The sequence below is a fragment of the Pseudomonas sp. REB1044 genome (genome assembly GCF_038813925.1).
Lineage (GTDB): Bacteria > Pseudomonadota > Gammaproteobacteria > Pseudomonadales > Pseudomonadaceae > Aquipseudomonas > Aquipseudomonas boreofloridensis.
Genome location: NZ_CP046139.1, coordinates 2443097 through 2456879, shown reverse-complemented (window position 1 = coordinate 2456879; position 13783 = coordinate 2443097). Strand labels below are relative to the sequence as shown.

Annotated in this window: 12 protein-coding genes; 5 read left to right on the top strand and 7 right to left on the bottom strand. The window is 63.4% G+C overall.

Features of this window, described 5'->3' with window-relative positions; genetic code table 11:
• Window positions 1–43: 43 nt before the first annotated feature.
• Both GKC70_RS11140 and GKC70_RS11135 read left to right on the top strand, forming a co-directional pair.
• Window positions 44–865, top strand: coding sequence for an ABC transporter substrate-binding protein (locus GKC70_RS11140; protein ID WP_342651351.1), 822 nt, complete (start codon window positions 44–46; stop codon window positions 863–865).
• A complete protein-coding gene (locus GKC70_RS11135) occupies window positions 862–1659 on the top strand; it encodes an amino acid ABC transporter permease (RefSeq protein ID WP_342651350.1) in 798 nt (265 codons plus the stop codon). The genes GKC70_RS11140 and GKC70_RS11135 overlap by 4 nt, the downstream gene beginning before the upstream one ends.
• Window positions 1660–1663: 4 nt before the next feature.
• Here the strand turns inward: GKC70_RS11135 and GKC70_RS11130 are convergent, their stop codons facing one another.
• From GKC70_RS11130 to GKC70_RS11115, 4 genes are all read right to left on the bottom strand, one after another.
• Complete coding sequence (locus GKC70_RS11130; RefSeq protein WP_342651349.1) at window positions 1664–4018, bottom strand: FdhF/YdeP family oxidoreductase; 2355 nt, start codon at window positions 4016–4018, stop codon at window positions 1664–1666.
• Window positions 4019–4105: 87 nt separating this feature from the next.
• Window positions 4106–4414 (bottom strand): chorismate mutase, encoded by a 309-nt coding sequence (locus GKC70_RS11125; protein WP_342651348.1) that lies wholly within the window; start codon window positions 4412–4414, stop codon window positions 4106–4108.
• A gap of 40 nt (window positions 4415–4454) precedes the next feature.
• Window positions 4455–5789: a PAS domain-containing methyl-accepting chemotaxis protein gene (locus tag GKC70_RS11120; protein ID WP_342651347.1), complete on the bottom strand. Its 1335-nt coding sequence runs from the start codon at window positions 5787–5789 to the stop codon at window positions 4455–4457.
• An 86-nt stretch (window positions 5790–5875) separates the two neighbouring features.
• Complete coding sequence (locus GKC70_RS11115) at window positions 5876–7666, bottom strand: GGDEF and EAL domain-containing protein (protein WP_342651346.1); 1791 nt, start codon at window positions 7664–7666, stop codon at window positions 5876–5878.
• A 237-nt stretch (window positions 7667–7903) separates the two neighbouring features.
• Here GKC70_RS11115 and GKC70_RS11110 point away from each other — a divergent pair, with 237 nt between their 5' ends.
• The 3 genes from GKC70_RS11110 (at window position 7904) to GKC70_RS11100 (ending at window position 11536) form a co-directional block, all read left to right on the top strand.
• Window positions 7904–9859, top strand: a complete 1956-nt coding sequence (locus GKC70_RS11110; RefSeq protein WP_342651345.1) for an ATP-binding protein — start codon at window positions 7904–7906, stop codon at window positions 9857–9859.
• Entirely contained in the window at window positions 9844–10335 is a 492-nt protein-coding gene (locus GKC70_RS11105) for a DUF1543 domain-containing protein (RefSeq protein WP_342651344.1), read from the top strand. The genes GKC70_RS11110 and GKC70_RS11105 overlap by 16 nt, the downstream gene beginning before the upstream one ends.
• Window positions 10336–10402: 67 nt before the next feature.
• On the top strand, window positions 10403–11536 hold the full coding sequence (locus GKC70_RS11100) for an MFS transporter (protein ID WP_342651343.1): 1134 nt from the start codon (window positions 10403–10405) through the stop codon (window positions 11534–11536).
• A gap of 22 nt (window positions 11537–11558) precedes the next feature.
• On the opposite strand, the gene GKC70_RS11095 is transcribed toward GKC70_RS11100, so the two are convergent.
• The 3 genes from GKC70_RS11095 to pstB form a co-directional block, all read right to left on the bottom strand.
• A complete protein-coding gene (locus tag GKC70_RS11095) occupies window positions 11559–12167 on the bottom strand; it encodes an HAD family hydrolase (RefSeq protein ID WP_240326848.1) in 609 nt (202 codons plus the stop codon).
• The gene (locus GKC70_RS11090; RefSeq protein WP_342651342.1) at window positions 12167–12865 is read right to left on the bottom strand and encodes a hypothetical protein; all 699 of its coding nucleotides are present in this window, start codon (window positions 12863–12865) and stop codon (window positions 12167–12169) included. The genes GKC70_RS11095 and GKC70_RS11090 overlap by 1 nt, the downstream gene beginning before the upstream one ends.
• Before the next feature lie 94 nt (window positions 12866–12959).
• The gene (pstB, locus tag GKC70_RS11085) at window positions 12960–13721 is read right to left on the bottom strand and encodes a phosphate ABC transporter ATP-binding protein PstB (RefSeq protein ID WP_233630991.1); all 762 of its coding nucleotides are present in this window, start codon (window positions 13719–13721) and stop codon (window positions 12960–12962) included.
• Between the last annotated feature and the right edge of the window lie 62 nt (window positions 13722–13783).

The following is a 13783-nucleotide window of genomic DNA, read 5'->3' as shown; positions in this document are numbered from 1 at the left end:
TAAATATCCGAATTCACTTTCCGCCAACCTTTCAGGTACTTACATGCGTTTTCCTGCCTTGCTCGGCGCGGGCCTCGTGCTGCTCGCCACCGCCACTCACGCGCTTGCCGGCGCCACGCTGGAGCGGGTCGAATCTCGCAAGGAACTGGTCAACGTGCTGATGGAGAGCTACCCGCCGTTTTCTTTCCTGAACGAGCAGAACCAGCTGGATGGTTTCGACGTCGACGTGGCCAAGGCCGTCGCTGAGCGGCTGGGCGTCAAGCTGCGCCTGGAAACGCCGTCGTGGGACGTGATTGCCGCCGGTCGCTGGAGCGGGCGCTACGACATCTGCATCTGCTCCATGACCCCCAGCAAGGCGCGCGCCGAAGTCTTCGACTTCCCCGTCGAGTATTACGCCTCCCCTGCGGTGATCGTGGTCAATGCCCAGGACGACCGTATCCACGGCGCCAAGGACCTGGACGGCCGCAAGGTCGGCCTGACCAGCGCGTCGAGCTATGAAAGCTACCTGAACAAGAACCTGGTGATCGAAGGCGACGAAGGCCGCAAGATCAGCTATCCGTTCGACTTCGTCCAGATCGCCCCCTACGACACCGACAACGTCGCCTTCCAGGACCTGGGCCTGGGTGCCGGCGTGCGCCTGGATGCCATTCTCACCAATCTGGTGACTGCCCAGCCGCGATTGAACCAGGACAAGCGCTTCAAACTGGCCGGCGCGCCGCTGTATGAAGAACCGAACGCTGTAGCCATCGAAAAAGGCGATCCCGAATGGGATGCCAAGGTGCGTCAGGTGTTCGCCGAGCTCAAAGCCGACGGCACGCTGACCAAACTGTCGCAGAAGTGGATCGGTGCCGATATCAGCAAATGAACGCCGAACGTTTTGCTTCAAGACCCTTGCTGGGCTTTCGCGCTCGCCTGTACCTGACATGGCTGGCGCTGTTCGTACTGTTCATCGGCTTTTTCCTGAGCTTCGACCTGAAGTTCTCGATCATTCTGGAGAAGTTTCCCAACCTCGCCGGTTTCAAGCTCGGACCCAACGGCTTCCTGCAAGGCGCTGCCCTGACGCTGTTCCTGTGCCTGTGCTCGATGCTGATCTCGGTACTGCTAGGCTTCGCCGCCGCACTGGCCCGGCTGTCGGGCAGTGCCGTGCTGGTGGGCATCGCCAGTTTCTACACGTCGTTCTTCCGCGGCACGCCGCTGTTGATCCAGATCCTGCTGATCTATCTGGGCTTGCCGCAACTGGGGCTGGTGCCCGGCGCCATCAGTGCCGGCATCATCGCCCTGTCGCTGAACTACGGCGCTTATCTAAGCGAAATTTTCCGCGCCGGTATCCTGGGTGTCGCCCGTGGCCAGCGCGAGGCGGCCCTGGCGCTGGGCATGCGCAGCCGGCAGATCTTCAGCCATATCGTCCTGCCCCAGGCCATGCGAGTCATCATTCCGCCGACCGCGAACCAGTTCATTTCCATGCTCAAGGACTCGTCGCTGATCTCGGTGATGGGCGTCTGGGAGGTGATGTTCCTGGCCCAGTCCTATGGCCGCTCGAGTTATCGCTACCTGGAGATGCTCACCACCGCCGCCGTGATCTACTGGGTGCTGTCGATCCTGCTGGAGCTGATCCAGGCGCGACTCGAACGGCATTTCGCCAAGGCGTACCTGCGCTGATCCCTCAGCGCACCTGATCCCGCGCCGGCACCGCCCGAGCCAGCTGCGCCGCTGAAGGCTGCGCCCGATGCAGCGTGACCGGCACCGACTTGGCCGCCGGCACCTTGCTGCGCTCGGCATGATGCCAGAGCGGCACCAACGGGTTGCATTCGGGGTAGTAAGCGGCCGCGCAGCCTTCGGGAATGTCGTAGCCGATGATCTGCAGGGGCCCTGCCTCACGCACCACCTCCGGTTCCACGGCGGTGCGCAGCATGACCCAATCCCCTGCCGCAAACCCCAGGCGAACCAGATCGCTGCGGTTGAGGAACACCACGCTGCGGGTGCCATGCACACCGCGAAAACGGTCGTCGTAGCCGTAGACGGTGGTGTTGAATTGATCGTTGCTGCGCAGCGTCATCAATTGCAACACATCACGCGGCATCGGCTCATCGAGCACGTCGTCGTCAGGATTGAGCCGCCCCGGCGCAACGAATTGTGCCTTGCCCGACTCGGTGGGCCATTGTCGCTGGTTGACCGCAACAGGGCGGTGGAAGCCACCGGTCCGCCACATCCGCGACTCCATGTCGTGGAAGATCTCCGGGTACACCTGGCCGATCGCGCTGCGAATCAGCGCGTAGTCCTGTCGCCAGGCAGACCAGGGAACACGGGAGTTATCGCCCAGCGTACCGCTGGCCAGGCCGGCGATGATCGCCACTTCCGAGCGCAACTGCTCGCCGGCCGGCTCGTGGGTGCCCAACCAGCCACGCACGCAGCCGGTGCTGTCCTCGGTGCTATAGGCCTGCACCACGCCGTCCTGGCGATCGATCTCGATGTGCCCCAGGCACGGCAGCAACCAGGTGCTGGTGCCGGGTACCAGATGGGTTCGGTTGAGTTTGGTCGCCACCTGGACATCGAGGGCTAGGTCGGACCAGGCCCGCTCCAGACGCGGGGAGTCGGGGATCGCCCTGAGGAAGTTGCCGCCCAGGCCGATGAACCCCTTGACCCTCCCGTCGAGAATCGCCTCGCAGGTGTCCACCGTCGCCAGGCCTTTGTTCGGCGGCACCTCGATGCCGAATAACGCGCGCAATGTGTCGGCCGGCACTTTGGCAGGGTCTTCGGTGATGCCCACCGTGCGCTGACCTTGCACGTTGGAGTGTCCGCGGACCGGGCAGATTCCAGCACCGGGTTTGCCGAAGTTGCCGCGCATTAGCAGGAGGTTGACCAACATCTGCACGTTTTCCACCCCATGCCGGTGCTGGGTCATGCCCATGCCATAGACCACCATCACCTTTTCGCTGCGGGCATACACCGTGGCAGCTGCCTCCAATGCAGCGCGTCCCAGGCCTGAACGGCGCTCGAGGGTTTCCCAGCTATAGCCATCCACTGCCTGGCAAAGGCTATCGAAGCCCTGGGTGTGTTCGCGGATGAAGGCATGGTCGAGTACCGACACGCGACCACTAGCCAGGGCTTCGCGCTCCATGGCCAGCAGCGCCTTGATGATGCCGGTCACGGCCGCCAGGTCGCCGCCGATCTTCACCTGGTGATACTGCGTGCTGATCACCGTGGACTCGGGACCGATCATCTCGCGTGGCGACTGCGGATTGACGAAACGTTCCAGGCCGCGCTCGCGCAGCGGATTGAAGGTAATGATCGGGATCTGCCGCTTGCGCGCCGCCTGTAGCGGATGGAGCATGCGCGGCGCGTTGCTGCCCACATTCTGGCCGAAGAAGAAGATGCAGTCGGTGTGCTCGAAGTCGGCCAGGGTCACGGTGCCGACCGGCACGCCGATGCTCTCCTGCAAGCCGACCGAGGTGCTCTCGTGGCACATGTTCGAGCTGTCCGGCAAGTTGTTGGTGCCATAGGCGCGGGCGAACAGTTGATACATGAAGGAGGCTTCCAGGGACGCCCGTCCTGAGGCGTAGAAGACCACCTGCTGCGGATCGAGCAGACGCAACTGCGCGCCGATCTCGCGGTAGGCGTGCTCCCAGGTGGTGACCTGATAGCGGTCGCTGGCGGCATCGTAGCGCAGCGGGTGGGTCAAGCGGCCGTGCTGTTCGAGCGCGTGGTCACTCCAGGTGCGCAGTTCCGTCAGCGTATGGGCCTCGAAGAACGCCGGGCCGGTGCGGTGGCGAGTCAGTTCCCAGGCCGTGGCCTTGACGCCGTTCTCGCAGATTTCAAGGCCATGGGGATCGCCCGGCTTGGCCCACGCACAGCTCACGCAAGCGAAGCCCTTGGGCTTGTTCTGCTTGAGCAGCGCGCGGGGCGCGGTGGCCAGGACCTGCTCGCGCCAGAGGATGGCCATGACCGACCTGGCCGAGCCCCAGCCGCCAGCGGCCGAGCGATAAGGTGTGTAGTGCGCCTGGGGATGAATGAGCGACATGGGCCGCCTCGCTGGTCAGAGTTATGAGGGTCTGAACGTTCGAGGAAGCCCTGCAAATTAAAGTTCAAGCGCCGTGGAGCGGCGTACTCAACGCGTGCGGGTGTCTGCCTGCAACGCGGCATGGGTGTGCAGCTCTTCATTGATGAAGGCCGCGATCATGGCGCGATAAACCTGTTCGACCACCGCCGGCGAAGCGCCGGTCTGCTCGGCCAATCCCCTCACTTTGCTGATCACCTGCTCCACCCGCGCCGGTGCGCGCACGTCATCGGTGGTCTTCTTGAAACGGGCGGCCTGGGTAACCAGGCCACCCCGTTTGGCGAGCAACGTCACCAGTTCGCGGTCGATCTGGTCGATACGTTGGCGAACCTGATCGAGTGAGGTGCAGGGTGCGTCCATCGGGGCGATTTCCTTTTCGTGAAGTCGAGACAAGCGCCCATTATTGCCTGACGTCAGTCTCAGCAGCCATATGCGTAGCGAAGCGCCCGACTGCCGTGACCACCTCTTGCGCACCGTCCTGGATCTCGGAAATCACCTTGCCGGCCTGGCTGGCCAAGGACAAGCCGATCTCGGCCTGCTTCCTGCTCTCGCCCATGCTCAGCACCGCTTCTTCCACCAAGGCATTGTTCTTCTGCACCACCTCGACGATTTCCTCGGTGGCGACACTGGTGCGTCCTGCCAGCTTTCTCACCTCATCGGCCACCACGGCGAAACCGCGCCCCTGATCGCCAGCCCGCGCAGCCTCGATGGCCGCATTGAGCGCCAGCAAGTTGGTCTGTTGGGCGATTCCACCGATGGTCGAGACGATGGAGGTGATCAACTGCGACTGATGGCCCAGGGCTTCGACACCGGCCGAAGCGCTGCTGACCTGGGTAACGATCCGGTTCATGGTCTGCACCGTGTCGGTCACCGCCTCGGCGCCGCGCCGCGCCGATTCATCCGTTTTGCGGGACACTTCGTAAGCCACTCCGGCCGCCGAACTGACCTCCGTTTCGCGATGAACCTGCTCGGTGATATCGGTGGCGAACTTGACGATCTTGTACAACTGGCCACGCGTGTCACGAACAGGATTGTAGGAGGCTTCCAGCCACAGCTCGCGACCGGACTTGTCCAGACGCCTGAAGCGGTCCGCGACGAAATGCCCTTCGTTGAGCTGGCGCCACAGCTGCTGGTACTCCTGCGAGTTGGCATAGGCTGCGTCGCAGAAGAGGCGGTGGTGTTTGCCGACGATTTCGGCCAACGGGTATCTGACGGTGTCGAGAAAATTCTGGTTGGCGTTGAGGATGGTGCCATCCAGATCGAACTCGATCACCGCAGTAGAGCGCGACAGCGCGCTGATGAACTCATTGTCCTCGCGCGCTTTGTTGATCGCCGAGGTGACATCGATACCGTAGGCCGACATGTGAGTCACGGTGCCATCTGCCGCTTTGGTCGGACACCAGGCCGCGCGCATCCACACCATCTTGCCGTCAGCCGCGATGTAGCGGTAATCATCGCTGACCCCACGACCGTTGCGCACCGCCAACATAAAGTTCTTGTAGCACTGCAGCTCTTTCACATAGCTGGGTGCAAGGGTGCCGAGGGACTTGCCGACCAGCCGCGACGTCTCCACCCCAACCAACCGCGCGAAATTGTCATTGACCGCCGTGATCTGCATGTCGCGATCCACGGTGATTTCCAGCATCTGATCGCTTCGGCTGCGTTCAGCGCTGCGCAGTTGCTCCAATTCCTGTTGGAGTCGGTGGATCTCTTTCTTGAGGTTGGCGTTGAACATGTCACTTCCCTTGAGTTGGCAGGGGCTGAGTAGGGCCAAGGATCGTCAACCCTCAGCGCTGGAAGTCATCGGGTGTACACGACACGCTAGTTCAAGGTGGCTGGAAACACGCCGCCTTTTTGCAGCCAAACTGCAAGGTCCGCCGGCGACATCGGCTTGGCGTAGTAATAGCCCTGCCCCTGATCGCAACCCCATCCGCGCAGCAGATGGTGATGCAGATCGGTTTCGATGCCTTCGGCCACCACCGTCAGGCGCAAGTCGCGCAGCAGGCTGACGAGGTTGCGGATGATGTGCCATTCGTTACTGCCCGGCTGCAGGTTGGCCAGCAGCGAGCGGTCGAGCTTGACGCTGGTGGCCGGAATCTTCCTCAGGTACACCCAGTTGCTGTAGCCACTGCCGAAGTCGTCGATGCCGATGGCCACGCCCAGCGTGCGGAAGCGCTGCAATTGTTCCTGGACCATGTCGAAGTCGGTGACCAGCGCACTCTCGGTGAATTCCAGCTCCAGGTGGCGAGGGTTGACGTCATACTCGCGCAGAGCTCGGGTGAGGTCGTCGAACAGGTGGCCGTCGGCCAGATCGAGCGCGGAAATGTTCAGCGAAACCACCATGTCCAGACCGTCGGCGCGCCACGCGGCGAGCTGTTCGCACGCATGGCGAACCACCCAGCGGGTGATTCCGCGGATCGACGCGGTGGTTTCCGCCAGGGGGATGAACTCCGCAGGGCTGATCGAACCGAGCGCCGGATGGGTCCAGCGCAGCAGGGCTTCGACAGCCACGCAGCGATTGACCGACAGGTCGATGCGCGGTTGATAGACCAAGTGCAGTTGATCCGGTGCGATCAGCGCACCCTCCAAGGCATTGAGCAACACCGTGCTGCGGCGCAAGCTGGCATCGATCAGCGGGTCGTAGCCCAGCCAGCGTCGCTCACTGCGGCGCGCCGTGTCGGTCATGCTGGCCAGCAGCCGAAGGTTGTCGATGGAGGCGTCGGTTTCGATGCCCAACTGCAGGAAACTGATCCCGACGTCGGCGAAGACCGGCACCCTGCCACAATGCAGCGGGCGGGCCAGCGCGGCGACGATGCTGTCGAGCTGCCCTTGCAGGCTCGCGGGATCGGAGCGTTCCAATACGGTGAGAAAACTCAGGGTGCCGGTCCGATACAGGCGCGCGCCGCTCGGCAGCGCTTCGAACAGCGCCTCTTTGACCGCCAGCATGAACTGCACGAAGAACTCCACGCCCAGCGCCTTGACCAAGCCGTCCATCGCCGAGGCGGAAATCGGCTCGATGAACACGGCCGTCTGGCTCTTGAAGGCGTGCACCTCGTTCAAGTCGGCTTCGAAACGCTTGCGGTTGGGCAAGCCGGTCATCGGATCGAAGAAATGCTGTTTGTGGATGGACTTCAGGCGAGCGACCACGATGTCAGCGGCATTGACCAGCAATGCGCGATCACGCGCACTCAACGTCGGTCGCGCCTGCTGGTCGATGATGCACAGGCGGCCAAGGCTGAGCCCTGGGCTCACCACCAGGGACGCGCCGGCGTAGTAACGGATGTGAGGATCGCCGGTCACCAGCGCGTTATCGGCGAAGCGATCGTCCTGAGTGGTGTCGCAGACTTCCAGCACCGCGTCGAGCAGCAGCCCATGGGCGCAGAACGACAACTCCCGTGGTGTACGCTCGGCATCCATGCCCATGCGGGCTTTGAACACCTGGTAGTCGCGGTCGATGATGCTGACCAGTGCGATGGGCACACCGAAGTAGCTGCAGAGCATGGACACTACGCTGTTGAGCACAGGGTCTGAGCCGTTTGGAATGGATGACGTCAGGCGGTCCACTTCGACCAACCGCAGGCGTTCATCCTGTGCAATTGCCGAAATTCCCATGGGACCTCCAGATATCAGGATAAACAAGAAACGGTGTTGCATAGCGGCATATAGCCAGCTTAGACAAACAACAGCGGTGCAACATAACGGAGTTCATACGCAGTCACAGTGAAAAAAACTATTGGACGGAGGGCCACGAATAGCCTATTTGTCCGCCGGGCCAAGCTATTTTCGCCCTATACCGAGGTTGTCGGCCGCCGGGCCGATTGATTGAACATCTGTAAGCCGGAGTGTTATTTGACCCGATTCATCGGATGGACCGCCCGTGTCATCAAGCGCTGGAACGGCGCACAGCTCAGTGTTCTGATGCGTTATCTGGGCGCACTGGCCGTCGTGGCCCTGTGCAGCTTCGCGCGCTCGCAGATGCCGGCGACGGCGCTGCCCTACCTGTTCTTCATCCCTGGCCTGATGCTGATCGGCTTCTGGTTCGGCATCGGGCCGTCGGCGCTCGGCTGCACACTGGCGGTGTTGGCGGCGCAATACTTCTTCATCGGCCCGATTGGCTTCGAGGCAGACTGGGGCTCGTGGGCCAACAGCGCCAGTTTCGGCCTGGTCACCTTCGCCATGGCGGTGGTGTGTGCGCTGTTTCGTCGCAACCTGAGGGCACTGGGTCAGGCCAACCACCGGCTGGCGGCCGAAGCTCAGCGACGCAAGGATGAGCGCGATGGTGTCTGGAATGTGTCGCCCGACCTGATCTGCACCTTGTCCGAGAACGGCGCGGTGCTGGCGATGAATCCTGCCTGGGAGGTCCACACCGGCTGGTCCGACCAGCAACTGCGCGACGGCGCGTTCTACAGCCTGATCGCGCCCTCGCAGATCGCCGATGCCCTGCGCAGCTTGAGCGAACGCAGCATCGCCGAACTGGACACCCAGAGCGTGCGCAGCGATGGCCAGCCGCTGCTGCTGAACTGGCGTATCACCGGACGCGCTGGCCGCTACTTCGCCATTGCCCGAGACGTCACCCAATACCGTGAGCGTCAGCAGGCGTTCGAGCAGGTCAGCTCGCAGTTGCAGCAGAGTCAGAAGATGCAGGCGCTGGGCCAGCTCACCGGCGGCCTGGCCCACGATTTCAACAACTTGCTCACGGTCATCACCAGCACCCAGGACATGATCGAAAAACGTCTGGCCCAGGGTCGCCACGCTGAGCTGCCGCGTTACGTCACCCTGTCCAGGACCGCCACACGGCGCGCCAGCTCGCTCACCCAGCGCCTGCTGGCCTATGCCAGACGCCAGCCGCCAGCCAGCGAAGCAGTCGATCCAGCGCTGCTCATCGACGACATGAAAGACCTGATCAGCAGAACCCTGACGCCACAGATCGACTTCCAGGTGCTGTCCGCCTCCACGACCGTCCTTTGCTATTGCGATGTCCATCAGTTGGAAAGCGCGGTTATGAACCTGTGCCTGAACGCCCGCGACGCCATGCCCCAGGGCGGCCGTCTGCAGGTCGAGGTGGGCGTGATCACAGTGAACAGCGAACAGGCCGATGCCGAGTTGCGCGCCGGTGAGCACGTGCTCATCCGCGTCAGCGACAGCGGCGGCGGCATGCCCCCCAGCGTGGCCGAACGGGCGTTCGAACCCTTCTTCACCACCAAACCCTTGGGTTCGGGCACCGGCCTGGGCTTGTCGCTGGTCAGGGATTTCGTGCGCCAGGCCGGCGGTGCTGCGCGGATCGAGTCGGCGCTGGGCCAGGGTACAGTGGTCAGCCTGTTCCTGCCGGTGTACCAAGGCGCAACGGCCACCGACGCTGCGCAGGACTCACCTCAGGTGATGCACCCGGAACATCGGTCACGGGGCATGGCCTTGGTCCTGGACGATGAGGCCGCGATTCGCGAACTGGTCGGCGAAGTGCTGCGGGACATGGGCTTGCAGGTCACCGAGGCGGCCACAGCCGAGCAGGCGCTGACCTGCATCGACGAACTCACGGAGCTGGAACTGATCGTCACCGACCTGATCCTGCCCGGTGGTATCAAGGGCGATGCAGTGGCCGACCGTGCCCAGGCGATACACCCGCAGGCCCGAGTGCTGTTCATTTCCGGCTTCATCGACGCAACGACAGAGATCGAGTACCGCCAAGGCCAGGTGTTGCGTCTGGCCAAGCCCTTCACCGTCCATCAGTTGCAGGCAAGCGTCGGGAGACTGCTGGATCGACCAAACGGCACGCCTCAAAAGGACGACTCATGCTCTATGTCGTGATGCTCGGTGGACGTCATCCCCGTGCCCGTATCGAAGTCCACGATGTGGTCTTCGCCCATGCGCCGTCCCTCACCGACGCCTACCCGCAGCTACGCGAGGCCTGGTTTGGGAGTGCCAAGGGCCTGCATATCGACTCTTGGCTGGAAGTTGACGGTATCGATGACTATCGCATCGAGCTGAGTCATGCAGCGCCCGCTGCCGACGCCATGCGCCTGTTCTTCATCAACCTGGGTGGCTACGAACGCGGGGTATTCGGCGAAGCCCACCGGTATCTGCTGGTGGCGGCCTTGGACAAGGTCCAGGCCAAGGCCATCGGCAAGCAGCGCATGGGCAGCGGCTGGGCCAAGCCGCACACGGATGCGGTATTGGAAGTGGATGACTGCCTGCCGATCGACCTGGTTGGCGGACGCTATCTGCACTTGGTCCAGGGCACACACCGTGGTGTCGTGCAACGCAGCGATTACATCGTGATCTGAGCAAGGCGGTGTCGTTGCCGGTGTGATGACGTTATTCTGCTGGTCTTCTCCCTGTCACGAGCCTGTCATGTCCGCCACTGCTCCGCCGTCCACCCTGCGCGCCGACCGGGATTCGCGCAACGCTGCCCAGGTGCTGGGGCTGTGCCTGCCCAGTGACGTACTGCTGTACCTGCTGCTGCCGATGTACGCCGAGGATTTCGGCGTCACCCTGGCCCAGGCCGGTGTGCTGCTGGCCGCCAATCGCCTGGTGCGTATCGTCGGCTACGGCTGGGTGGTGCGCTTCTATGCCCGCCACGGGGATCGCGCGGCGTGCAGCCTGGCCGCAGGGGCCGCAGCCGCTTGCGCGCTGGGCAACGCCACGCTGTCGGGGTTCGCCGCGCTGCTAGTACTGCGGTTGGTTTGGGGCTTGTGCTTCGCCACCTTCAACCTCAGCACCCAGACCTTGGCCACAGCCCAGGCGCAGGGTGCAGCCCGCCGCGCCGGGCGCTCCAGGGCCACGCTGTCCATCGGGCCGATGCTGGCCCTGCCCCTGGGCGCGGTCATGGCCCAGGCCTGGGGACCGCGCAGCGTGTTCTTCGTGCTCTGCATCAGCGCCCTCCTCGGCCTGTGGCGCGCGCGGGCACTGCCTGGCGAAGGGCATTCGATTCCAGCGCGCAGCGGCCGACGGCTGCGCCTGCCGGACAGCATCGCGACCTGGTCATTCATCGAGGGGGTGGCGCTGGACGGCCTGTTCATCTTCGGCCTGTCGCTCTATGCGCAGGTGCACGTCGGCGAGTCCGGCGTGCTGCTGGCTGGCGTGCTGATGGCGGTGCGGTACCTGAGCGAGATGCTGTTCAGCCCGCTGGGCGGGCGCCTGGCCGATCGATTCGGGCCGCTGCGCATGCTGGTGCTGCTGTCACTGGCCACGGCGCTGGCGCTGCTGGTGTTCGCCAGCCAATGGCTATTCATCGGGGCGTTCTTCGTACTGCTGCTGCGCGCCCTGCAGCTACCGCTGGTGATGACCTTGGTGGCCTTGCGCAACCCCCATGAGCGCATCCAGGCCCTGGCGGGCAACGCGGTGTGGCGCGATATCGGTGCTGGCCTGGGGCCGATGCTTGCCGGTCTGCTGCTGCCGAAGGTGCCAGCGATCTGGGCGTATGGGGCTGCGGCGCTGGCGATTGCCTTGGCCGCGCTCAACTGCGCCCGATCAGCCAGAGGCTGACCGGGCGGCAGCGATCACCGGGTCAGGACAGCAGCGCCTGCGCGGGCACGCGGTGCCTGAGCGGCTGCTGCCAGGCCAACTGAGCCTGGACGGCAGCGGCGGCAGCCATGACCTTGTGGGTCCAGTCGCCGTCCTTGGGACAGACCACCACGACGCGGAAGCCATGGTCGTCGCCTTCGATGCCAACGCCTTCGGAATCGTCCACATGCAGGTCGATGTCGAACGCCGAGGGCAGCTTCGAGGGGCCTTTTTCCACGCCCTTGGCAGCCAACACCTGCTGGTGCCGGTCACTGTTGACCACGCCATCGACACGGATGCCGTACAGCAGCAGCCAACGGCGGATATAGGCCGGGCTGCGCCCGGACGAGGTGTAGATCCAGATGCTGTACCCCTGGCGGCGCAGATCGCGCATCAGCTCACGGGTGCCGCGTCGCAACGGCTCGCCGAGCCAGCGGTGCACGCAGTCGGGCAGCTTGCTGTGTTCGGTCGGGCTGTGCTCGGGCAGGCAGGCGAGCGTGTCGTCGATATCGAACGAGATGCGCACGCGCGGGCGTCTGAACAGCCGGGCCACGCCCTGGCACGCCTTGCGGCTGCCGCTGCGCCATTGATCGAACCTGGAATGACGGGCCATCAGCGCCCCTCCCCGGACAGTCGCGGCGAGGCGCCGTGCATGAAGAAGACATCGGCGTCGGGGGCCTGCGCCTCGAGGAAGGCCGCGTACTTCTTCTTGATCTTGGGCAATTCGTACAAGGCTTTCACACCATGCTTGGCAGAGTTGCGGATGACCGAGGACGGGTTGAAATAGCCCTCGGCGTTGTCCAGCGTGAGCACGAACGGCGGCAACCCGGCCCGCATCAACAGGTAGCTGACGATCAGCGACCCGGTGCGGTTGTTGCCTTCGATGAACAATTGCGGCTTGCTCAGAATACGCACGTAGACACCTGCTGCCCGCTTCCACACCGAGTCGCTGCGGTAGGAGCAGTACCAGTTGTACAAGTCCTTGATGCCACCTTCGACATTGTTGAAGAAATGCGCTTCAGTGGCGGCCAGATGCTGGGCGAACTCGCGGCGATCGGCCGGATCGGTGCCACAGAGCACGGTAGCGTTGATCTCCAGCATCAGGTTCACCTGCTGCAAATCGAACAGGTCGACGCCCCGGGCGACATAATTGTCAATCAGCGCGTAGCCTTCAAGCACATTGTTCAGCACCTCATCGGTGAACGGATCACGCGGCTCGGTGAAGTGGCGGCTCAGCTCGGCAAAACGGCCCTGCACCTCCCGCAGGGCGCGTTCCACGGCTGACAGGTCTAGACGACGTGTCGCAGGCATATTCAATCTCTGGTTACACAAAATGGAAATGCGGTCGAGGGACGCATAGGCCATCCCTGGCCTGCGCCCCTCGACCGCCTTGGGCCAGTGACCGTCAGCTGAACTTGCCGCTGATGTAGTCACTGGTCAGTTGCTCGCGCGGGTTCTGGAAGATCTCGGTGGTCGGTCCCATCTCCACCAGATAGCCGGTGCGCGTGCCCTGGGAAATATCCACCGAGAAGAAGGCCGTGGTGTCAGCGACACGGATGGCCTGCTGCATGTTGTGGGTGACCAGGGCGATGGTGTAGTCCTTCTTCAGCTCGACCATCAGTTCCTCGACCCGCCGGGTGGCGATCGGGTCCAGTGCCGAGCACGGCTCGTCGAGCAGCAGCACTTCCGGCTCGGTGGCAATGGCGCGGGCGATGCACAGACGCTGCTGCTGGCCACCGGACAACGACAGACCACTGACCTTGAGCTTGTCCTTGACCTCGTCCCACAGCGCCGCGCCCTGCAGGGCGTGCTTGACGCGGTCGCCGATGTCGCCCTTGTAGCGGTTCAGGCGCAGGCCGAAGGCGACGTTGTCGAAGATGCTCATCGAAAACGGGTTCGGCTGCTGAAACACCATGCCGATGTAGCGACGCACCACCACCGGATCGACACCCTTGCCGTAGACATCCTGACCGAGAAAGTGCACATGGCCTTCGAAGCGAAACCCCTTCACCAGGTCGTTCATGCGGTTCAGGCTTCGCAGCACGGTGCTCTTGCCGCAGCCGGAGGGCCCGATGAAGCCGGTGATCTTGTTCTTCTCGATCGGCACATGGCTGTCACGCACGGCCATGAAGTTGCCGTAGAAGATCTTGTCCAGCTTGCAGTCCATCACCACTGGTGCCTGGTCGACCAACGGTGCGGCACGTTGCGCAGTCGATACGTTCAAGTTAT

What these genes read in the sequence shown, in the direction of transcription:
- GKC70_RS11095 (WP_240326848.1), bottom strand. Translation starts at nt 12,167, where the DNA reads ATGGCCCGTCATTCCAGGTTCGATCAATGGCGCAGCGGCAGCCGCAAG.
- GKC70_RS11100 (WP_342651343.1), top strand. Translation starts at nt 10,403, where the DNA reads ATGTCCGCCACTGCTCCGCCGTCCACCCTGCGCGCCGACCGGGATTCG.
- GKC70_RS11140 (WP_342651351.1), top strand. Translation starts at nt 44, where the DNA reads ATGCGTTTTCCTGCCTTGCTCGGCGCGGGCCTCGTGCTGCTCGCCACC.
- GKC70_RS11105 (WP_342651344.1), top strand. Translation starts at nt 9,844, where the DNA reads ATGCTCTATGTCGTGATGCTCGGTGGACGTCATCCCCGTGCCCGTATC.
- GKC70_RS11125 (WP_342651348.1), bottom strand. Translation starts at nt 4,414, where the DNA reads ATGGACGCACCCTGCACCTCACTCGATCAGGTTCGCCAACGTATCGAC.
- GKC70_RS11120 (WP_342651347.1), bottom strand. Translation starts at nt 5,789, where the DNA reads ATGTTCAACGCCAACCTCAAGAAAGAGATCCACCGACTCCAACAGGAA.
- GKC70_RS11115 (WP_342651346.1), bottom strand. Translation starts at nt 7,666, where the DNA reads ATGGGAATTTCGGCAATTGCACAGGATGAACGCCTGCGGTTGGTCGAA.
- GKC70_RS11090 (WP_342651342.1), bottom strand. Translation starts at nt 12,865, where the DNA reads ATGCCTGCGACACGTCGTCTAGACCTGTCAGCCGTGGAACGCGCCCTG.
- GKC70_RS11130 (WP_342651349.1), bottom strand. Translation starts at nt 4,018, where the DNA reads ATGTCGCTCATTCATCCCCAGGCGCACTACACACCTTATCGCTCGGCC.
- GKC70_RS11135 (WP_342651350.1), top strand. Translation starts at nt 862, where the DNA reads ATGAACGCCGAACGTTTTGCTTCAAGACCCTTGCTGGGCTTTCGCGCT.
- pstB (WP_233630991.1), bottom strand. Translation starts at nt 13,721, where the DNA reads ATGGACTGCAAGCTGGACAAGATCTTCTACGGCAACTTCATGGCCGTG.